At 31.2% G+C, this 21,794-nt stretch carries 19 protein-coding genes; 12 read left to right on the top strand and 7 right to left on the bottom strand.

Annotation, left to right across the window (positions count from 1 at the left end):
* Positions 1 to 6 precede the first annotated feature (6 nt).
* Positions 7 to 1,656, top strand: a complete 1,650-nt coding sequence (locus CS884_RS05320; RefSeq protein WP_099321022.1) for a putative manganese-dependent inorganic diphosphatase — start codon at positions 7 to 9, stop codon at positions 1,654 to 1,656.
* A gap of 57 nt (positions 1,657 to 1,713) precedes the next feature.
* Here the strand turns inward: CS884_RS05320 and CS884_RS05315 are convergent, their stop codons facing one another.
* Positions 1,714 to 1,926 (bottom strand): DUF1858 domain-containing protein, encoded by a 213-nt coding sequence (locus CS884_RS05315; RefSeq protein WP_225791832.1) that lies wholly within the window; start codon positions 1,924 to 1,926, stop codon positions 1,714 to 1,716.
* A gap of 94 nt (positions 1,927 to 2,020) precedes the next feature.
* Between CS884_RS05315 and CS884_RS05310 the strand changes: the two genes are divergently transcribed.
* The 5 genes from CS884_RS05310 (at position 2,021) to CS884_RS05290 (ending at position 6,527) form a co-directional block, all read left to right on the top strand.
* Positions 2,021 to 2,401: a hypothetical protein gene (locus CS884_RS05310; protein WP_099321021.1), complete on the top strand. Its 381-nt coding sequence runs from the start codon at positions 2,021 to 2,023 to the stop codon at positions 2,399 to 2,401.
* Positions 2,402 to 2,467: 66 nt separating this feature from the next.
* Positions 2,468 to 4,309, top strand: a complete 1,842-nt coding sequence (gene htpG, locus CS884_RS05305; RefSeq protein WP_099321020.1) for a molecular chaperone HtpG — start codon at positions 2,468 to 2,470, stop codon at positions 4,307 to 4,309.
* A gap of 8 nt (positions 4,310 to 4,317) precedes the next feature.
* Positions 4,318 to 5,700: an aminopeptidase gene (locus CS884_RS05300; RefSeq protein WP_099321019.1), complete on the top strand. Its 1,383-nt coding sequence runs from the start codon at positions 4,318 to 4,320 to the stop codon at positions 5,698 to 5,700.
* Between the two features lie 94 nt (positions 5,701 to 5,794).
* On the top strand, positions 5,795 to 6,034 hold the full coding sequence (locus CS884_RS05295; protein WP_099321018.1) for a Veg family protein: 240 nt from the start codon (positions 5,795 to 5,797) through the stop codon (positions 6,032 to 6,034).
* A 79-nt stretch (positions 6,035 to 6,113) separates the two neighbouring features.
* Positions 6,114 to 6,527: an arsenate reductase ArsC gene (locus CS884_RS05290; RefSeq protein ID WP_099321017.1), complete on the top strand. Its 414-nt coding sequence runs from the start codon at positions 6,114 to 6,116 to the stop codon at positions 6,525 to 6,527.
* Between the two features lie 175 nt (positions 6,528 to 6,702).
* On the opposite strand, the gene CS884_RS05285 is transcribed toward CS884_RS05290, so the two are convergent.
* The 3 genes from CS884_RS05285 to CS884_RS05275 all read right to left on the bottom strand — a co-directional run bounded on the left by CS884_RS05285 (position 6,703) and on the right by CS884_RS05275 (position 12,722).
* Entirely contained in the window at positions 6,703 to 10,488 is a 3,786-nt protein-coding gene (locus CS884_RS05285) for a S8 family serine peptidase (protein WP_099321016.1), read from the bottom strand.
* Positions 10,489 to 10,615: 127 nt separating this feature from the next.
* Positions 10,616 to 11,956: an MATE family efflux transporter gene (locus CS884_RS05280; RefSeq protein ID WP_099321015.1), complete on the bottom strand. Its 1,341-nt coding sequence runs from the start codon at positions 11,954 to 11,956 to the stop codon at positions 10,616 to 10,618.
* Positions 11,949 to 12,722 (bottom strand): bifunctional hydroxymethylpyrimidine kinase/phosphomethylpyrimidine kinase, encoded by a 774-nt coding sequence (locus CS884_RS05275; protein WP_099321014.1) that lies wholly within the window; start codon positions 12,720 to 12,722, stop codon positions 11,949 to 11,951. The genes CS884_RS05280 and CS884_RS05275 overlap by 8 nt, the downstream gene beginning before the upstream one ends.
* A gap of 82 nt (positions 12,723 to 12,804) precedes the next feature.
* On the opposite strand from CS884_RS05275, the gene cls reads away from it, so the two are divergent.
* From cls to udp, 6 genes are all read left to right on the top strand, one after another.
* A complete protein-coding gene (gene cls, locus CS884_RS05270) occupies positions 12,805 to 14,397 on the top strand; it encodes a cardiolipin synthase (protein ID WP_099321013.1) in 1,593 nt (530 codons plus the stop codon).
* A gap of 136 nt (positions 14,398 to 14,533) precedes the next feature.
* Positions 14,534 to 14,905: a GntR family transcriptional regulator gene (locus CS884_RS05265; RefSeq protein WP_099321012.1), complete on the top strand. Its 372-nt coding sequence runs from the start codon at positions 14,534 to 14,536 to the stop codon at positions 14,903 to 14,905.
* Positions 14,895 to 15,761 carry an ATP-binding cassette domain-containing protein gene (locus tag CS884_RS05260; protein WP_099321011.1) on the top strand — a complete coding sequence of 289 codons (867 nt, stop codon included), beginning with the start codon at positions 14,895 to 14,897 and terminating at the stop codon, positions 15,759 to 15,761. Before CS884_RS05265 ends, CS884_RS05260 begins: the two co-directional genes overlap by 11 nt.
* Positions 15,758 to 17,017 carry an MFS transporter gene (locus tag CS884_RS05255; protein ID WP_099321010.1) on the top strand — a complete coding sequence of 420 codons (1,260 nt, stop codon included), beginning with the start codon at positions 15,758 to 15,760 and terminating at the stop codon, positions 17,015 to 17,017. Before CS884_RS05260 ends, CS884_RS05255 begins: the two co-directional genes overlap by 4 nt.
* Before the next feature lie 9 nt (positions 17,018 to 17,026).
* Positions 17,027 to 17,473: a deaminase gene (locus CS884_RS05250; protein ID WP_099321009.1), complete on the top strand. Its 447-nt coding sequence runs from the start codon at positions 17,027 to 17,029 to the stop codon at positions 17,471 to 17,473.
* 3 nt (positions 17,474 to 17,476) lie between these two features.
* A complete protein-coding gene (gene udp / locus CS884_RS05245) occupies positions 17,477 to 18,250 on the top strand; it encodes a uridine phosphorylase (RefSeq protein ID WP_099321008.1) in 774 nt (257 codons plus the stop codon).
* A gap of 59 nt (positions 18,251 to 18,309) precedes the next feature.
* On the opposite strand, the gene CS884_RS05240 is transcribed toward udp, so the two are convergent.
* From CS884_RS05240 to CS884_RS05230, 3 genes are read right to left on the bottom strand one after another with little or no spacing between them, the layout of a single operon-like run.
* Positions 18,310 to 19,242 (bottom strand): 1-phosphofructokinase family hexose kinase, encoded by a 933-nt coding sequence (locus CS884_RS05240; protein ID WP_099321007.1) that lies wholly within the window; start codon positions 19,240 to 19,242, stop codon positions 18,310 to 18,312.
* Between the two features lie 9 nt (positions 19,243 to 19,251).
* Positions 19,252 to 20,634 carry a UDP-N-acetylmuramoyl-tripeptide--D-alanyl-D-alanine ligase gene (murF, locus tag CS884_RS05235; RefSeq protein WP_099321006.1) on the bottom strand — a complete coding sequence of 461 codons (1,383 nt, stop codon included), beginning with the start codon at positions 20,632 to 20,634 and terminating at the stop codon, positions 19,252 to 19,254.
* Positions 20,624 to 21,667 carry a D-alanine--D-alanine ligase family protein gene (locus CS884_RS05230; protein ID WP_099321005.1) on the bottom strand — a complete coding sequence of 348 codons (1,044 nt, stop codon included), beginning with the start codon at positions 21,665 to 21,667 and terminating at the stop codon, positions 20,624 to 20,626. Before CS884_RS05230 ends, murF begins: the two co-directional genes overlap by 11 nt.
* Between the last annotated feature and the right edge of the window lie 127 nt (positions 21,668 to 21,794).

The following is a 21,794-nucleotide window of genomic DNA, read 5'->3' as shown; positions in this document are numbered from 1 at the left end:
GATTATATGAAAGAAACAGTCTATATTACAGGACACAAAAATCCAGACACCGATTCAGTAGTTGCTGCCCTTGCTTATGCAGATCTAAAAAATAGGCAGGGGGATGTTAAGGCCATTCCTATAAGACTTGGCAAATTAAATCCGGAAACTAAATTTGTCTTAGAGTATTTTGGCTTAGAAGCTCCAAAAATTAAAGAATCTATAATTTTGCAAGTAAAGGATATAGATATTGATAAGGCTTTTGCAATCGACCCTTCAATTCCTATTAGAACTGCTTGGGATATTATCCAAGATGGACTTACACACTCACTTTCTGTGGTAGATGATCAGGGGAAGCTAAAAGCTGTCGCTTCCTTATCAAATATTACCAAATCTTATATGGATGTCTGGGATGATAGGATAATAGGCATTGCCAATACGCCTTTGGATAATATAAACGATGTTTTGAATGCAAAAGTTTTGTATTTGCCAGAAAATCCAAGAAAATTTGATGGGAAAATGACTGTTTTGGCGATGAATCAAGATAATGAAGACTTCAATGGATATTTTGCTGAAGGCGATATTGTTATTTTGGGCAATAGGTCAGAGTATTTGGAATATTTGATAAAAAGAAAAGTTGCCTTGATAATTTTGACCAATGGTTCTGATATTGACGAGAAAATAAAAGAATTTGCTGCAAAAAACCAGGTGACAATAATTTCTACCGAATACAATACTTTTATGACAGCAAGGCTTTTGCCAATGACAATTCCAATAAGCCATGTAATGACTACTGGAGATTTGATATATTTCCAAACGACAGATACTATCGATTATGTAAGAGATACTATGTCAAAATCAAGATTTAGATCATATCCGGTAGTTGATGAAAATAAAAAAGTTGTTGGTTCAATTTCCAGATACCACCTTATTTCTGCTAAGATGAAAAAATTGATTTTGGTTGACCATAACGAAAAAAATCAATCCATTGATGATATCGATCAAGCAGAGATAGTTGAAATTATCGACCATCATAGAGTGGCAAATATTGCAACGACAACCCCACTTTTCTTTAGGGCAGAGCCTGTTGGTTCAACTGCAACTATTATTTCAGAAATGTATTTGGAAAGTGGACTTAGACCAAGTAAGAGCATTGCAGGAATTTTGTGTGCTGCGATAATTTCAGACACACTTTTGTTAAGATCTCCTACAACAACAGATGTCGATAGGAGAATATTAAATAGGATGAGTAGAATTGCTGGATTAGATGTAGAAGAATTTGCAGATAAAATGTTTAGAGCTGCAACATCATTAAAGGGCAAATCCGCCAAAGATATAGTAGAAGGCGATGTCAAAACTTTTACAATTGGAGAAAATGCCATAAGAGTTGGCCAAGTAATGACCATGAATCCCGAAGAGCTAAGTCCTCTTAGAGAAGAAATCACAAAATTAATGAAAGAAAAAATTGACCGCAATGGAGAAACGACCTTTGTCTTGGTACTTACAGATATCTTCAATGAAACAAGCGAACTTTTGGTAGTTGGCAAATATATAGAAGATATAGAAGAAGAATTTAAAAACAAGGTAAAAAATGGAACAATTTCAGCTCCAGGAGTTTTAAGTCGTAAAAAACAAGTCATCCCAAGACTTACAAATGCAATACTTTCTGCTAAGTAAATTTTGACAAAAAAAGAGCTTAGAGAAGTTTAAAAAATAAACTTCTAATAAGCTCTTTTATCTGTTTAATTCGCTTAGCAAATATTCAACATCCATTCCATGAACCATGCAAGCTTCTTCCAAGGTTTCATATAAGGATGATGGACATGCTATGCAACCCATACCTGCCATTAGCAAAATATTGATAGTTTCAGGTTTGTTTTTTATAATATCGCCGATAAGCATATCGCGCGTAATTTCCATTTCATCTGTTGTGTTAGTATTGTCCATAAAAGACCCCCTTTTCCTATTGATATATTACTACAATTTTAGGCAAAGACAAGTGTTTTACTAGGGTTTAAAATAAAAAATTTAAGGAGTTTTAATGGAAAAAGAAGAATTATTAAAAGAAAAAGAAGAGATTTTATCAGAAATTACAGCTTTAAGAGAAAAATTAAAAGAAGAAAATGATGAGATAAATAACTTAGGTGGCAACTTATCCTTTGCTAAGTTTTTCCTTACACCACTTATTATAGCTGGAATTGTAACAGGAATTTACAAAATAGGAAATTTTGTCGATGATAGCAAAATCATGGGGATTTTTTTAATTGCTTTTGTGGTAAGCTTTCTAGTGACAAGCCTAAAGAGCAAAAAAGCTTTGGCAAATAAAAAAGAAGAGCTTGTGGCAAATAGGCTTGAAACTCAAAAAGAGATTGTAAAAAAATCCAAAAAGCTAAAAGCTCTTGAAGAAAGAATTAAAAATTAGTTTGAAAAAGTCTACAATTTTAGTATAGTATTAGCAGTCATGAACATAGAGTGCTAAGGAGGGAAAATGAAAAAACAATTTAAAGCCGAAGCAAAAAAAGTTATGGATTTGATGATTAATTCTATCTACACAAATAAGGAAATTTTCCTAAGAGAATTAATTTCAAACGCTTCAGATGCTTTGGATAAATTATATTATATGGACTTAAAAAGCGATAAGGAAACTCACAAGGAAGATTATTATATAGAAATTATCGCTGATAAAGAAAATAGAAGTCTTACAATCAAAGATACTGGAATTGGCATGGACGAAGACGAATTAGCCGAAAACTTGGGAACTATTGCCAAATCTGGAACTGAAAGTTTTAGAAAAACCGTAGAAGATTCCGATATAAGCGATCTTATAGGCCAATTTGGTGTTGGTTTTTATTCTGCTTTTATGGTGGCAGATAAAATCGAAGTCAAAAGTAAAAAATACAATTCTGATAAGGCATATGTGTGGATAAGCGAAAATGCCGATGGTTTTGAGATAAAAGAAATAGAAAAAGCTGACCATGGAACAGAGATCACGCTTTTTCTAAAAGAAAATACTGAAGATGATAATTACGATGATTATTTAGACCAATATAGGATAAAAGCTTTAGTAAATAAATATTCAAATTACATCAGATATCCAATCAAAATGGAAGTTACAAAAACTAGACTAAAGGAAGATTCAACCGAAGATAAGCCAGAATATGAGGATTATAAAGAGCTAGATATTCTAAATTCTGAAATTCCTATTTGGAAGAAAAATAAAAATGAACTAAAGGATGAGGACTATATCAACTTTTACAAGGATCAACATTTTGGTTTTGATGAGCCTCTTTCTTGGATTCATTTTAATGTTGAAGGAACTTTAGAATTTAAGGCAATCATTTATATACCAAAAAAAGCACCTTTTGATTTTTATTCCAAAGATTATCAAAAAGGCCTAACTCTTTACACTCACGGTGTAAAAATTATGGATAGGTGCGAAGATTTGCTTGATAATGCTTATTCTTTTGCCAAGGGAGTTGTAGAAAGTGACGATTTAACCTTAAATATTTCCAGAGAAACTCTCCAACAAGATAGGCAACTAAGGGTTATTTCTAAGCAAATTAACAAGAGAATAAATGCTCATTTGTTGGAGCTTAGAGATAAGGATAGACAAAAATACGAAAGTTTCTTTAATGAATTTGGCAATAATATAAAAGTTGCCATTTATGAATCTTTTGGAGCAAAAAAAGACGAATTAGAAGAGCTTTTACTTTTCTATTCAAGAAATAAAGAAAAGAAAATTTCTCTAGAAGAATACAAGGAAAAAATGAAATCTACTGACAGCGAGATTTTATACGCCACAGGAGATTCTATAGAAAAAATCAAAAATTCTCCAGCTGTTGAATTAGTAGATAAGGATACAGACGTCTTATTTTTAGATCAGCCAATTGACGAATTTTTAATAAGAATGCTTGATTCTTATGATGAAATTAAATTTAAGTCAATAGCTCAAGAAGACACAGAAGTGACTAAGGATGAAAAAGAAAATGACCTTATAGAAAAAATCAAAAAATCCTTGCCAGAAGATGTGGTTGATGTCAAATTTACCGACAAATTGGCAGATATTCCAGCAATGATAAAACAAAGGGGAGAGATTTCTCTCGAGATGGAAAAAGCTCTCAAAAATCAAATCAACACTCCAAATGTCAAGGCAGAAAAAGTTCTTGAAATAAATTCATCTTCAAAGGCTTATCAATTGTTGAAAGATGCCAAAGATGATGATAAGATAGAAGAGGTAGCTTTGTTATTGTTAGATCAGGCAAAGCTTATGGCAGGACTTGAAATTGAAGATCCTGTGACCTATACCAAAAATATTTGGAAATTAATCTAGGAGGAATTATGGAATACAAAAGAAAAAATCTATGGCTAAATATTGATGAAAATCAAAAAAATGACCTAGAAGAAATATCAAAAGACTATATAAATTTCTTAAATACTGCAAAGACAGAAAGACTTGCAACAAAAGAAATTATTAGACGTGCCGAAGAAAAGGGCTTTGTAAACTTAGATGAAAAGATCAAAGAAGGATCTCTAAAAGCTGGAGATAAAGTTTATGCAGTTAACAAAGAAAAAGCTGTGGCACTTTTCCTAATAGGAAGCGAAGACTTAGAAAATGGTTTGGCAATAGTTGGAGCTCACACAGATAGCCCAAGACTTGATTTAAAACCAGTTCCACTATCAGAAGATACAAATATAGCATATTTGAAAACTCACTATTATGGTGGAGTAAAAAAATACCAATGGACAACAATTCCTCTAGAATTACACGGGGTAATTTATAAAAAAGATGGAGAAAAAGTAGAAATTTCTATTGGAGATAAGGAAGATGAACCAGTATTTACAATTTCTGAACTTTTAATCCACTTATCAAGAAAACTAATGGATGAAAAAGCTAGAGATGTTATAAAAGGCGAACAACTACAAATAATAGTAGGTTCAATTCCACTAGATAAAGACTCAGAAAATCCAGTTAAGAAAAATATCCTAAAAATCTTAAATGAAAAATATGGAATCATAGAAGAAGATTTCATAACAGCAGAATTTGAAGCAGTTCCAGCTATAAAAGCAAGAAATGCCGGCTTAGACAATTCTATGATAATTGCCCATGGACAAGATGATAGAGTTTGCTCTTATGCTACATTAAATGCAATTTTATCAATGGAAAATAGCAAAAAAACATTGGTAGCTTTATTTGTGGACAAAGAAGAAATAGGCTCTTATGGTGCAACTGGAATGAGCTCACAATTTTTGGAAAATACAATCCTTGAGCTATTAAACCTAAAGGGCAAAGCTGATCTAATATCATTTAAGAGAACTTTGAAAAATTCAAAAGTTTTATCAGCTGATGTTACTTTAGCCTATGATCCAAACTTCAAAGATGTTTCAGAAATAGATAATGCTGCCCAATTTGGCTGCGGAGTAGCCCTAACCAAATACACTGGTTCAGGTGGAAAAGGTGGCTCAAATGATGCAAACGCTGAATATTTACAAGAAGTAAGAGCTGCTTTTGATAAAAACAATGTTATATATCAAACTGGCGAACTTGGAGCTGTAGATGCAGGTGGCGGTGGAACAATTGCCTTTATCCTTGCAGAATATTGCATGGACGTTGTTGATTGTGGAACACCAGTTATAAGCATGCACGCACCAACAGAATTGGTGTCAAAGGCTGATTTATACTCAACTGTAGAAGCTTACAAATCTTTTTACCAAAATATTTGACAAGAATTTCAGAACTAGTATAATATGATGCTATTTGACTTTATCCTACTTATATAGTACAATATAAATGAGTATTTTATGAGAGGATGATTAGATGGAGATACAATCTGTTAATGATATCAGGGAAAAAGTCAAAGATAGTATTGGCAAAGAAGTTATACTAAAAGCTGACATGGGAAGAAAAAGAATAAAGACAAAGACTGGTGTCATTGTAGATGCTTTTCCTAGTGTCTTTACTGTAAAAGTTAATAACGATTTTGATTGCGAACGAACTGTTAGTTATTCATATTCAGATATACTAACATCAACTGTAGAGCTTTTAAGCGCAGAATAAATATGAGGACTCTTGCATATAGAATAAATTCTAAGCAAGAGTCTTTTTATATAAATATTTAAGTAAGAAGGGTAAGAAAATGAAGAAAAAAGTGGGATTTGTATGTGTTCACAACTCATGTAGGAGTCAAATAGCAGAAGCATTGGCAAAAAAATTCGCAAGCGATTATCTTGAAGTTTATTCCGCAGGAACAGAAATTAAGGATAAAATCAATCCAGATGCTGTTAGGCTTATCAAAGAGCTTTACAATATAGACATGGAAAAAAATCAAAGAGTAAAGCTAATAGATGAAATTGGCAAAGTAGATTATTTAATAACAATGGGCTGCAATGTAACTTGCCCAGTTCTTAGCTATTCTTATAAAAAACAAGACTGGGGACTTGAAGATCCTAGTGGAAAATCTGATGAAGAATTTATAAAGATAATCAAAGAGATTGAAAAAAAAGTTTTTTTATTGGTAGATGAGGTCAAAAAAGAAAATGAAAATAATTAATTGACTAAGTTAAATAAAGTAAGTCTTTTAAAATGGAGTTTTAGTCAATATTTTTCTTGTGAATTTAAGGATAAATTTTAGCAAAATCAAAATTATTTACCTATGCCATAATTTTGATTTTGCAAAGTAATTTATCTGTATTCTTTTTAAGTCTTAATTTTTAAATCATTCTTATTTATTTTTTAAAATTATCTTCTAACAGCTCTTCCATAGAATTGTAGGAAGCTGTTGAAATTGAAATATAATCTACACCTTCTTCGCCTATATCATGACCTTCTTCTGTCATATTTATAGTTTTGTTAGATGGATTAATATCATAGATAAAACCCATCCACCAGCTTAGAAAATCAGCTTCTAGATATAATTTATCATTGGTAATTATCCCTGGATAATCATTTTTCAAGAATATTATTTCATCAACTTTCATATAATCCTTATAAGCAAAACAAGTTGCTCCGTATTTAGGGAAATATTGGAATCGATATTTTATTAAATTAGGATCATCAGTAGGTAAAAATCCAGGATATAGGCAAAAGTAATATGTTCCATCTTCATTTTTCTTAATATATTTGCCGTCATTTTCTTCTAATACTTTCAAATATGGATCTTTGTATTTTTTTAATTCTGGATCTGTCATATATGGAGAATCTTCCATAGAAAATTTGTTGTAGTCATTTACATCTAAATAATATAGGCTATCTTTTTCTATTACGGAAAGCTCGTGATAACTTATTTTATTTGTAAATGGATTATTGATAGTTAGATTGTATAAATCTTCTCTTACAGTATTATCCTTTGATTGTCCAGATTTATACTTATCGATTACTTCCATATAAGTTTTATCGTTCATTGGATACATTTTTACAGGTTTTAATCTAGAAACAAGCTCATTATAGCTTTCTTGGTCAAAAGCTTTGGCACTAGTTTTATCTATTCCAACTAAGTCTATTCTAACGTCAGCAGGTCCTTGTAAGTTCTTAGAAAAACCATAGTTTACACGAATTTTACCATCAACTTTGCCTATCACATAGATCTCATCATTCATTGTATTATCAATAAATAGATGCTTATCATCATAACTATAAACATAATTTGAGCTTATGCCTGATTGTCCCGGGTCTAAGATAAGGTGTGTATTATACTTGCCATTTCCTATATACTGTATGACTGAATAAGTACTATAGCCGTCATGGGTAGATGAAAGGATTAGGTTAGGATAGGAAAAGTCATCAACTTTACAAAGGCCAAATTTCAAATCCTCATTATAATAGGATTCGTTAAGGTAAAGAGGATGGTATTCATCATTATAATAAGGCTTAGTAGAATTTATTATATCCCTATAGAGTTTTACAAATCCAAGGTCATAATCTTCCTTGCTTTGAACTTTTTCTTCCTTATTAATCTCTAAATCTATTGGCGTGAAGTTGCCATCATAATTATTAAAATCATGCTTAATATACACATTGTGGTAATTTCTAGGTTCTAAGGTGATTTTAAATCCATTTAAGAGTCCTTGAGGATAATCTTTAGTATATACAAGGTCCCTATAGGCTAAGCTATCTTTTAATTCCTCTATATGATAAAGCTTGCCCTTATCCATTGCAATGGCTCTTATTGTATAATCTCCAACTGTATTACCTCCATGGTCACGGAAAAGGAAGAGGTAATCAGTAAATTTATCCTTATCAGGGTCATAGAAATTATAGATATATAGGTCTGCAAAGGCACCTTCAAATTCTTCATCAGGGATAAAGTCTTCTACACTTTGTAGACTATATTTAGAAAGGTCTGCATTTGGAATAGCAAGATAAACCTTGAAATTTTGTAAGTCATATTCTGAATGATTATCCTTGGTTACTAGGTAAAATGATGAATCGTCCTTCATTTTGACTAGGTATATTTGGCTTTCCTTAAAATCTACTTGGTCTATTTTTCCTAAGACATTTTCAATAAAATATCTTCTATCTTCTGCTAACTCTGGGTCATTGCGGTCCTGGTAGTAGGATTTCTTTTCCCTATCTGGACTAGACTTTGACTTATTTGACTTAGCATCTATTCTTTCTTCTTTTAAACCTTTTGTATCTTCATCTTTTTCTTGGAAATCTTCTGCCTTTGCTAATTCTGTAAGCTTTCTTGCATCAACTAGCTTAGAATTTTCCCCATTGCGAGAATCAATAACATCAAGATTACCAGATTCTAGAATTAATTTTTTGGCGAGAGGACCGTTCATTTGGTCGGGATAAGCACTGTAAAGATTGGCAGCAAGACCTGTAATAAAAGGTGCTGCCGCTGATGTTCCTTGCCATAAGACAACACGACCTTCTTCGTCATAAGCTGGCATAGCAACTCCTGGTGCAACTATATCTACATTTTTTTTGGTAGAGTATTCCCAATAACTGATTCCATCTTTACTTACTTTTGGATAAGCAGCACCAACTATGATAACATGGTCCTTTAAATCTTCATCTAAATCATCAAAAATGGTTGTTTTAGTAATTTTAACGTCTGAAAAATCTTTTAGTTTTTCTATTTCTTCATCTTCGTTGCCAGCAGAATTTACTATTAAAAAATCTTTATTGTCATTTTTAAATGATCTGAGAGCTAAGTTTATTCTCCTTTTATCATTATCGTCTACACTTTTCTCTTTATTGATAAATTCATTAAAATATTGATAATCTGATTTTAGTGCTTGTTTTTTTAGCTCTTCTTCTTTTAAGAATTGACGGTTATTTACTAGAAATTCTCTAAATTCATTATTTTTTATTTCAGCAGCATTAGTATCACTTGCATTTATATAATAAAGCGACATGATTATGTAACCCCAGCTAATATTAAATATATTTGAGCTGTTATCAGGAGAATATAATCTATAGGCCATTAGATAAGGTAAGAGGCTACTTGAATAAGGCATTAGCTGTACCTTAGACTTATCACTTACACCTGAAATTCCATAATTATTGTGTTTGGCAGCTATGGTTGAAGATACTAGGTAGGTATGCTTTGTTAACTTATTACCTTGTTCATTATTTATCTTATCTGCCATTTCGTATTCTTTTTTGACGTCATTTTCCAAGTCAGGATTTTTTAGGGATGTATCCTTGTCAGAGTCTTGGTTAAGGTCGCTTATATTAAGATTTTCAAAGTCGAGGTCATCGTTCAGATTTTCCATAATTCCATTTTCGAATACATTGACAGTGACATCAGATTTACTTTCAAGATTTTTCCGCATATAAGGTAAGTTTGTTACTTTGTACCCCCAATACGGATTTTTATTATTTAATTCAATATCAGCTCTTAAAAAATACCTTATTTTCTCAAAAGCTTTTAGGTTTTTCTGCCAATTTTTATCCGGATTGAACTTTCCCCATAAGGAATCTTTATTGAAATCTTTTGGCTTCTTCTTATCATCTGGAGGAATAGAGTTTTTATAATCTAAGATAAAATTATCATCAGGATATTCGTATTCATTACTTTGCGTTGGTATTATCCAGTGGACTTCAGAGATTAAAACTCCATTTTCTTGACCAATTTCTTTAGCTATAGCTTCAAGTTCGTCTATAGTTTTATTTGGAATACTTACTTGATAGCCTCCCCAAATATCGCATTTGCCGACTATTTTTGCCCCGTATTTTTCAAAAATATTTTCGTCAAATTCTTCTAAGTCTACATCTACCAGAAGCTCACCATCCACATATTGGCCTAAATCTGTTTGGATAATTTCCTCTTGGCCAGGAATGGTAAAAAAGTTATTATTGTCAGGAAAATCTATTCTTTGTGATTTTTCTGGATAGGATTCTTTGATTGAAGCTTGTAAAGATTCGATTTTCTCATAAGAATCTTCTGAAATCTCTTCATTTTCCACATCTTGATTTTTGCTTACATATTCTTTGCAAAAGAAAAAACCAAGAGCAAGTAAAGCCATTGTAGCTAAGATTAGCAATATCTTCTTAAATACTTTCATACAAATTTCCTTTCTGATTTTCAAATTACTTTATTTGATTATATCAATAAAAGAGATTTTTGACCATAGAAAAACTGAATCGAAAAGCTTGATAAACTTTTTAGATTCAGTTATTTTCAAAATTTAATTAAATTTTTAGCTCTACCCATTTTCCTTTATTAAATCTATATCTTAATCCTAGGAATCTACTAACTTGGTCGGCTAAAACTCCTATCCAAATTCCATCAAGACCAAGATGTAAAATATTTACGGTTATAAGTGTTACTAGAGATCTTATTATTGTTACTGAAACTATGGCAACTAGCAAGGTAAATCTTACATCTCCTGCAGCTCTTAAAGAACCGCCATATATTACCTGTAAGATTTGCATGAAAACTATAAGCCAAATATATCTAATGACTATAGCACTTTTATCAATTGTCGAAGGATCTGTAAAAAATAGGCTAAAGATCGTCTTTCCTAGGGTAAAAAATATTATTGAAATAAGAAGGCTCATCAACAAACCAATTTGCTGGCAGGCCTTGCCATATTTTATGGCTTCATCATTTTTGTTGGCACCTAGGGCATTTCCAGTTAGGGTTATTACAGCCACGCTCATTCCATCTCCCAAAGAAAAGGAAAGTGATAAGAGGTTCATTCCTACATTGTGAATAGCAAATAACTCTGTTCCAAGCCTTGCAGCTGTTAGGGCTGTTATGAAAAATCCAATTCTCATTGACATTATTTCTGCACAGATATTTGTTGAAAGTCTTGAAATTTCCTTACTAATAGCTTTCTCAATTTTTATTGGAAGTTTTTTCATTTCTTTAAAATTTATATAAGAATTTTTCTTAGTTAAAGATTTGATACACATAATCGTTTCAGCCACTGTACCTAAAACTGTTGCAAGAGCAGCACCTTTTGCTCCCATGGCTGGAAAACCAAAGTTACCTTGAATGAGTAAATAGTTAAAAATTATATTTACAATTGATGCTACAACGTTGGTTATGAAAGCTGTATGAGTATCTCCAGCTCCTCTATGAGCAGCATTTATTGACCAAGCTATGGCATTAAAGATATTTCCAAGCATAATTACTATAAAATAATCCTTGGCCATTTGGTGAGTATCTTCAGCACTTCCTGCAAATTTTAAAATAGGATCTGTAAAAAATATCATAATAACCGTTATTAAAATTGCAAAAATAATAGAAATTATAAGCGCTGTTACCAAAGTTTGGTTGGCTTTTAGCCTATTATCTTCGCCTTGCCTTCTGGCTACTAAGGCTGATATTGCACTAGTTATTGCAAAAAATATTGTAAAGGCCAAAAATTTTGGCTGAGTGGTTAGTCCAACAGCAGCAACTGCAGAAGGTCCAAGGCCACTTATCATAAATGTATCTATCATACCTGCAAGTGCTATAAAAAAAGACTCAAAAACAGCAGGCCAGGCTATCTCCATAGATCTTTTATAATATTTTTTTTCAAGCATACTTTCCTCCATAAATTTCACTAAGAATTGATTCGATAGCAAGAGATGGATAATTTCCGTATTTTTCCTTTTGGATTTTTAGAATTTTAGAAATATCTATTGTGGTAAGTTCCAAAGATTTTTTTAAATCTTTAGTTTTTATGTAATAATCCAAAAATAAACTATCAAATAAATCTCCTGTCCCACCGTAGTTAAGATCTATTTTATCATAATAAACTTTATATAAATCTTTATCAATTACTAAATTGTAGGGCTTATTTTCACAATCAAGGCTTGTTATCAAATATTTTTTATTTGTAGCTAAGAGTTTATCAAAATCACAAAGACCCAAAAATTTAGCTTCTGTAGAATTTGGAATAATAATATGGGCGATTTGTAGCAAATCTTTGTATATTTCTAGCTTATCGTTATTTACGTTCTTATATAATTTGCCATTATCTCCCATAATCGGATCTAAGACAATTAGAGGATTATACTTAATTTTATTTATATAATCAATTATTAAATCTTTTTGTTTTTTATTTTCGACATATCCTATAAATATAATATCAAAAGTAAAGCCAAGTTTATCCCAACTATCAAGACAATCTTTGATATAAGAGCTTGTATCTAGCTTTGCAATATTGCCCAAAGAAAAGTTGTGGGATATCAAAGCTGTTGGCAAAAAATAGCATTGGTGAAGCTTATAAGATAAATAAGCATCCATTATATTTCCAGCAATTTTTCCTTTTGAAACAAAATCATTTATAAGTAAAATTTTACTCATTTATTAACTCCTTAAAACTTACATTATTGATTATAATCTTTTTTTTGTTAACTTAAAGGCAAAAATTTGCTATAATTAAATTATGAAAGATGAAGCTTTAAATATTATAGAAAAAGTTAATGAAAATAAGTATGTGAAAAAAACAAAAAAGTCTTTGATTTCTTTGTTTTTTAGCCGTGCTGGAGTCTTCATAATTTTGGTGCTTTTACAACTTGCTCTTATTTTTTACTTATATTGGTATATAGACATCGAACCATCAGTATTGTTGGGAGGCGATACGGTTTTAAGGGCGCTTATAATGTTAATAATTCTTAATATGAATTCTATTAACCCATCTTATAAACTCTCTTGGTTTATGCTTATAGCCATTTGGCCAACTTTTGCCAGCGCAGTATTTTTATTAGATCATTTTAGCATTGGTCATAAAAAAGAACAAGAAAAAGTTACAAGATTAGAAGAAGCAGGCAGAAAGTATTATAATAGGGATTCAAACTTAAATTATTATTTGAAGGAAAATAAGAAAAAAGTTTACAATGTAAGTAACTTCTTTTATGATGCCGGAGGATTTGTAACTTATAATAATACATCTACAAAGTATTACCCAGTAGGTGAAGATGTGTTTGCTGATATATTAACTGCAATTAGATCTGCCAAAGATTTTATTTTCATAGAAATTTTCATCATAGATTATGGTCATATGTGGGGCAGCATACTTGAAGAATTGGTAAAAAAAGTTCAAGAGGGAGTTGAGGTTAGACTTTTGTATGATGGAACAAATTCCTTGATAAGAGTTAAATCTGATTTTAGAGAGCAAATGGAATCTTTGGGCATTAAATGCAGAGTTTTTTCACCTATGATTCCTATAGTTTCAACATATTATAACAATAGAGATCACAGAAAAATATTTGTAATAGATAATAAAATCGCCTTTACAGGTGGGATAAATATTGCTGATGAATATATAAATGTTTTCGAAAGATTTGGCCATTGGAAAGATTGCGGACTAAGACTAGATGGTTCAGCTGTTGAATCTTTTACCATAATGTTTTTACAAATGTGGAATTCAACCTTAGATGAAATGGAAGATTTTTCCAGATATTTGCCAAAATACTTTGATAGCAAGGCTGAAGGATATGTTTTACCATTTGGTGATAGCCCTAAAGATAAGGAAGATTATGGGAAAAATGCACTTTTAAGCATTATTGAAAATTCCAAAGACTACGTTTATATGATGAGTCCTTATTTGATTTTAGAAGATCAAATTATCTTAACAATGATCAATGCTTCTAAAAGAGGTATAGATGTTAGAATTTGCTTGCCTCATATTCCAGATAAAAAAATAGCCTTTGCCCTTGCAAAAACTCATTACAAACAGCTTTTGGAAAATGGAGTCAAAATTTATGAGTACACGCCAGGATTTTGCCATTCCAAAACTTGGTTATCAGATGATTCGTCTGGCTTTGTAGGAACAATTAATCTTGATTATCGAGCTCTTTATTTAAATTACGAGTGCGGAGTTTTGATGAATGAAACTAAAGCTATTAGTCAAATGAGAGAGGATTTTGATGTTTTCTTTAATATAGCTACTGAGATTAACTTGGAAGATTTAGCAAATATTTCTCCAATAGAAAAGGCAATAGGCTTTGTAGCCAAACCCTTTGCAACTTTATTTTAAAAATTAACCATATATTTATAGAAATTCCTATAGATATGTGGTTTTTTATTTAAAGTATTGACAAAGTTGGTAAAAATAATATAATTTATACTAATAGTGTATGGTGTTGCACAAAACGATTTATGGAGGTAATATTTTGTTTGATTTAAATCCTAATTCAGATACGCCTCTTTATATGCAATTGGTAGAACAGACGAAATTAGCTATAGCCAAGGGATATTTTAGAAATGGAGATAAATTTCCTTCTGTTAGGGAACTTTCAAGAGAACTTCTAATTAACCAAGCTACGGTTTCAAAAGCATTTAGAGAGCTTGATAGGCAAGGGATTATAGAAACGAAAACTGGAATTGGAACTTTTATATCCTTTGACGATACAAAAATTAGCGCAAGAATTGATGAAATGATGAAAAAACTTCAAGATGATCTGATAGAAGCAAGATACTTAGGCATCACTTTAGATGATGTTACTAAACTTTATAAAAAAGCAGGTGATATAAATGCTCGTTGAGGTTATTAATTTAAACAAGTCTTTTGATGAGAAAAAAGTTTTAGATAATATTTCTTTTAAGCTTGATGAGGGAAATATCACAGGTCTTGTCGGAAGAAATGGATCTGGTAAGACGACTTTGCTAAAAATAATAGTTGGAATTTATAAGCACGATTCAGGCAAAGTTAAGATTTGTGGAAATTCTTTGGAAATCAATCCTAAAACAATTGAGCATATAGCATATTTGCCAGATAGATTTGATTATTTTGATTATAATAAGGTAAAAAATATTCCGGATTTTTATGAGATTTTGTATCCTAATTTTGATAGGGAGTTTTTTGTAAGTGAAATAGCTAAAAATAATATAAATTTAAACCAATCTGTGAGAAATTTCTCCAAGGGCGAAAAAAATCTTTTGGGACTTATAACAGTTCTTGCAAGTAACACAAAAGTTATTTTGATAGATGAAATTCTCGATGGCATGGATGTAATAAATAAAAGACTTATAACCAATTATTTGCTAGATGCCAAGGATAAGGGATGTGCAGTTTTTGCTTCAAGTCACGAATTGTCAGATCTAACTGGAATATGTGATAATATTTTATATCTAAGCAAAGATGGAAAATTATCATCAACTTCAGAAGAAAATAATCTCAACTTGCACAAAATCCAACTTGTCGTTAAAGATGACTTGCCTAATGAAATAAAAGAAAAAGCGATTATACTTTCTAATATTGGCAGGGTGTATACTTTGCTTATTGATTCAAAGAAAGAAGACTTAGAAAAGATCTTGGCTAATGAAAATGTCGTTCAATATGACAATTTGGAAATCAAAGTAGAAGATTATTTCTATTTAGAAGAAGGAGCAAGAAAATGAGTGATTTTAAGAAATTGTTTAGAATTACCATGAAAAGATTTGGCATATGGATTTTGCTAATATCAATTTTGGTGGCTCTTGCCAACGGTTTGGGATTAAAAAATGGCTTGGATGTTGACTCCAAAAATTTCAAAGAATCCATAAATGAAATGGCAAATGCAACAAATATAAGTTTCAAATTAAAAAACAGAAAAATTGACAAGGAATTTTTAAGTCAAGCAGAAGAAATCGCAAAAACATACCAAGAAAAATATAAGTTAAAAGAAAATGAAGAGCTTCAAAAAGTTGACGAGCAAGAATTTCAAAAAAATATGGAGAATTTCCAAAAAGAATTTGGTGAAGATTATTATTTAATAACACAACCTTACTATACTTATAATAATTACCTTACAACTTGGAAAGATTATGGGGGAAACAAAGTAGAAAATTCCTATGGCGGAAATTACATTGAGGATTTGACGTTGCCAATATGTTTTTTCATATTCATAATAGCAATTCTAGTTACAAGTCTTGAAGAGTCTTTACCTTATTACGAATTTACTTGTATGTTTCCTTGGAGAAAAAAGGATGAAATAGTCATGAAAAGTATCATGGTTTTTATCTTTGGACTAAGCATATTTTTGATTAATTACCTTATAGGTATGGGACTTATGAAAGCATCTGATTGGGGACCATTAATAAGTTTAATAGGTCTAGAAACAATTTCTAAAATGCTTTTGATGTTTTTTGCAACAAGTATTTTTGCAGTAGCTTTGGGAATGATAGCTGGTAATTTCATAGGACACCTTGGACTATCAATTATAGCCATAGGCTCCTTTAGACTTGTAAAAACTTTGATATTTGTGATGATTTCAATATTTAATAAGAATGTAGCCTATGATTTTTCTGAAAATTATAATAATATAGCAAATAATTTACCGGAAATTTTAAAGCCTTTTGAAATAGTCTTTAATGTTAATAAATCTTATCTATCAATTGCTGGATTTTTGATAATAGCAATATTATGGGCAATTTTGGCCTATGGAGTTAATAGTAAAATATCTTCCGAAAAATCTGGATTGATGATAATTTCAAAGCCAGTTAGCATTATAGCAAAAACCCTTGGTATCTTATCACTAACATCAATTATTTATTTTTTGATGAGCGTAGTTGTAGGCCCATATAATTTGTTATTGAACTTAATAATATATGGCTTAGGCCTATTGTTAAGTTATAAATTATTTGATGTTTTGTTTAAAGTTAGACTTAAATTTTAAGGAGTAATTATGGCAAAGGATAGGTTAAGCTGGCAAGAATATTTTATGAATCTTGCTATGACAGTTTCACAAAGAGGTACTTGCGATAGAGCTTATGTAGGTTGTGTAATTGTAAATAAGGAAAATAGAATTGTAAGCACTGGTTATAATGGATCTATAAAAGGCAATCCTCATTGCGATGAAATAGGACACACCATGAGAGATGGCCATTGCATAGCGACAATCCATGCAGAAATGAATGCACTTTTATATTGTGCCAAGGAAGGAATTTCTGTAAATGGTTGTATAGCTTATGTGACCCATTTTCCCTGTCTAAATTGCACAAAAAGCTTGATTCAAGCTGGAATTAGCAAAATATATTATAACAACGCTTATAGGGTTGATGATTATGCAAAAGAATTGCTTGAAAGAAATGAGATTCCTTATATAAAAATTGATTTGCCTATGGAGAAGTAAACAATGAACTATAGCGAGAATAACAAACAATACCATATAAATTTAGATAGTAATGATATCGGTAAATACGTAATTTTGCCAGGAGATCCAAAAAGAAGCAAAAAAATTGCAGAGCATTTTGAAAATGCAAAATTAGTGGCTGATAATAGAGAATATGTGACCTATACAGGATTTTTAAATGGAGAAAAAGTTTCAGTAACATCAACTGGCATAGGAGGACCTTCAGCAGCTATAGCCATGGAAGAACTTACAAAAATAGGAGCACACACTTTTATTAGAGTTGGAACTTGTGGAGGAATTAGTCTTGATGTAAAAAGTGGCGACATAGTCATAGCTAATGCTGCTATAAGAGCTGAAGGAACTAGCAAAGAATATGCGCCTATAGAATTTCCTGCTGTAAGTGATTTTTTAGTTACAAGTACCCTAAAAAAAGCATCCGATAGTCTAAAACAAAATAGTCATTTGGGAGTTGTTCAGTGCAAGGATTCTTTTTATGGTCAACATGAAGCAGATAAAATGCCTATTTCCTATGAACTAAATAATAAATGGCAAGCTTGGAAAAAATTAGGAGCTCTAGCAAGCGAAATGGAATCTGCAGCCTTATTTACGGTAAGCCACTATCTAAAAGTTAGGTGTGGCGCTTGCTTTTTGGTTGTAGCTAACCAAGAAAGAGAAAAAGAAAATTTGGAAAATCCTGTCGTTCACGATACGGAAATTCCTATAAAAGTTGCCATTAAAGCTCTAGAATATTTAATAGAAGATGATAAAAACAAATAGGAGCTTTTAAAGATAAAAAATAAGATCTCTCTTAAAATTAAGGGAGATCTTTTAAATTCTTATTCTATTTCATCAACTGTAACATATTTTAACATTCCCATAATCTCATCATGACTTGGCAAGTCGAGAACTCTAGCAGTTGCACTTGCTGCAGCAATTGAAACTTTGTAGGCTTCTAGTGGATTATTATCTTTTACCAAATTTCCCAAAAATCCAGCAATCATCGCATCTCTACAAGCTGTTGTATTTACAATTTCTCTACCATCGTCAATTTTATTTGAAGCATAAACCTTATCTTCAGCAAAAAGCATGGAACCTTGAGAACCGTAGGAAATAATTACATTTTTTGCTCCCATTTCTTGAAGTTTTTTGCCGTAAGGAATGTAATCTTTTTTCTCTTTAATTTCAACTCCAAAGATTTCAGCAATGTCTTCTCCATTTGGTTTGATTAGTAGAGGTTTTTCCTTAACCATATTTAAAAGATACTTACTTGGAACATCAGCTACAAAATCAGCCTTATTTGACGTGGCAACAGAAACTAATCTGTCATAAATTTCAACATCTCTATTTTCTTCCATAGGTGGGACAGATCCACCAAAAATAAGAGTATCGCCTTCTCTAACTCTGGATAAATAATAAAGCAATTCGTTAACTTCTTGTGAAGAAATTTTAGGGCCTGGAAAATTTATTACACTTTCTCTTTTGTTTTCAAAAATTTTTATATTTGTTCTGTTAACATTTTTCATTTCTACAAAATCGGCTTGGATTTTTTCTTTTTCTAGCCAATCTTTGATAAACATACCTTGAAATCCACCCACAAAACCTGTAGCTATTGAAGGAATTCTAAGAGCTGAAAGGATTCTTGAAACATTTAGGGCCTTTCCACCTGGAAGAGTTGTTTCATATTTTATATTGTTATATTGACCTAAATTTAGATTTTCCAATTCAACCAATAAATCAATTGAAGGGTTAAGGGTTACAGTATAAATCATAATTACTCCTTATATATTTAGCTTTCTAATAGCTTCTATTACTTCTTCCATATGCATTCCATGAGATCCTTTGACAAAAACAAGAGTAGATTTACTAATAAGCTGTTTGAGCTTATCGCACAAATCCGCTTTTTTCTCAAAATAAAATACTCTTGATTTTGGGAAATTTTCTAAGGCGCCCTGGTACATATTAAGGGATAAAGGACCAAAAAATAGGCAATAGTCGATATTATTTGGATCGATTTTCTTTCCTATGTCAAAATGATATGAAGCTTCATCATCTCCTAATTCTAGCATGTCAGATAAAACAACGATTTTTTTGCTATAGCCATTTAGCATATAGGCCATTTTTAGTCCTGCTAGTAAAGCTTGAGGATTTGATTTATACGAATCATCCAAGATATCAAAACCATCTAGCTCAATAAGTTCAGTACGATTTTTTGAACTTATAGCTTTTGAAAATCCTTTGTTAATTTCATCTGTCCTAAGTCCTAAAAAGCTTGCGACCATTGCGACAAAGGCTCCATTATATAATTGATGATCGCCAACTAGTGGAAGAGCAAAAATATCGTCCTTATGTTTAAATTTTACCCCATTAAAATTAGATTCTTTTTTTTCTATCTTATAATCAGATGAATTATCATCAAGACCAAAGCTTAAAACTTTTTGTTTTATAGGAAAATCTGCAATGACCTTTCTTAAAGTTGGGTCATCCTTGTTGTAGATAAACAAACCATCTTCTTTCAATCCTTCTACAATTTCAAGTTTTGCCTTGGCAATACCTTCTTTTGATTTTAGTTTTAGTAAGTGACTATCGCCAATATTTAAAATTGCTGCAATATCAGGTTTTACAATATCTGTAGTTAGGGAAATATCTCCAAAATTGTCTGTTCCAAGTTCGATTACGGCAATTTCTGTTTGAGGATCTAAGTCCAAAACAGTTTTTGGAACTCCTATTTCATTATTTAGGTTGCCAATAGTTTTTTGGACTAGGAATTTTTCAGATAAAACTTTAGCTAGCAAGTCTTTGCAGGTAGTTTTGCCATTAGAACCGGTTATGGCAATTACTTTCATATCCAATTCGCTTCGGTAAGCTTTTGCCAAATCAATAAGAGCTTTTTTGGTATCTTCTACTATTATATAGGGAATGGTGATATTTTTGTTTAGATTAAAATCCTTATCTATAAGAAAGGCGCTTGCACCTTTTTCTTCACATTCTTTGATAAAAATTCTTCCATCATATACTTCTCCTACAAGAGGTATATAAAGGTTTGTTTTATCAATAGTTCTAGAATCTGTTGAAATTCCTTTAATGATTGTATTTTCTTTATCATGATCAGAAATTTCACCCTTTAGCATTTTTGCAATCTGACCTAAAGTTTTATTTATCATTAAATCTCCTTAACCCATCTTCGATTATCTGATCTAGGACATAAGAAAAGTCCTTGTCATAGCTAAGCATAGCAAGTCTTGCAAAAAATGATGATGGAGTAAATCCAGGGAAAGTATTTATTTCATTAATATAAAGCTTTCTATCCTTTGAGTAGAAAATATCTACACGGGCAAAACCAGAACAGCCACAAGCTTTGTAACATTCTTTGGCAAATTCTCTAGCTTTTTCTTCATCTTTTGGATCCATCTTATAAGGAAGTTCTTCTATGGTTTGCTTATCAAAATATTTTGCATCATAATCCAAAAAAATGTGATTTGTAAGATACGCTGCAGGTTTGGTAGCTAGAATATTATTCTTTTCGCCAATAACTGCAATTTCAATTTCTTGACCGACAATAAGCTCTTCGACCAAGGCCTTGTCATCGTATTTTAAGGCTTCATTAATAGCTTTTACCAATTGATCTTTATTTTCTACCTTATTTACTCCAACAGATGAACCGTTAGCTGAAGGTTTTACAATTAGAGGAAATCCTATTTCATTTTCGCATCTTTCTATAAATTTTTCATCAAAGCCTTCTTTATATGTATATAAATATTTAGCTTGGAGGAAACCATTTTTATAGAAAATATCATTGCTTGTAACCTTATCCATGCAGATGGCAGAAGATAAAAGCCCATTTCCTACATAAGGAAAGCCCAAAACATCCAAAAATCCTTGAATTGTTCCATCTTCGCCATAAGTTCCATGGATAGCAGGAATAATTACGGTGTTTTTGGGATCTAAGGATTTAATTTCATCGATAAAATTTCCTATGCTCTCAGCTTTTGAATAATTAATTTCTTTTACTAGGGAAAATTCATCGTTAGTTTCTTCAAAAGCAAAGGCTTTAGAAAAACATCCTTCTTTATTAATATAAACTAAGTTCAAATTGTACTTTTCTTTATTTAAATTTTTGCTAATATTTAGGGCGCTTCTTAAAGCTATATCATGTTCACTAGAAGGGCCACCAAAAAGCAAGTAGACATCAATCATTGCAATCTCTCTTTCATTATCAATATATAAAATTTTACTACATATAAAAATTATCGGCAAATATAAAATTAAATTTATAAAATAAATTACGAAAATCTAGGCAAAAGTTACAAAATAAATATAAAAT

Source organism: Anaerococcus sp. Marseille-P3625, assembly GCF_900232825.1.
Lineage (GTDB): Bacteria > Bacillota > Clostridia > Tissierellales > Peptoniphilaceae > Anaerococcus.
Note: the sequence above shows the minus strand (reverse complement) of the source record. Positions and strands in the feature narration are given on the sequence as shown.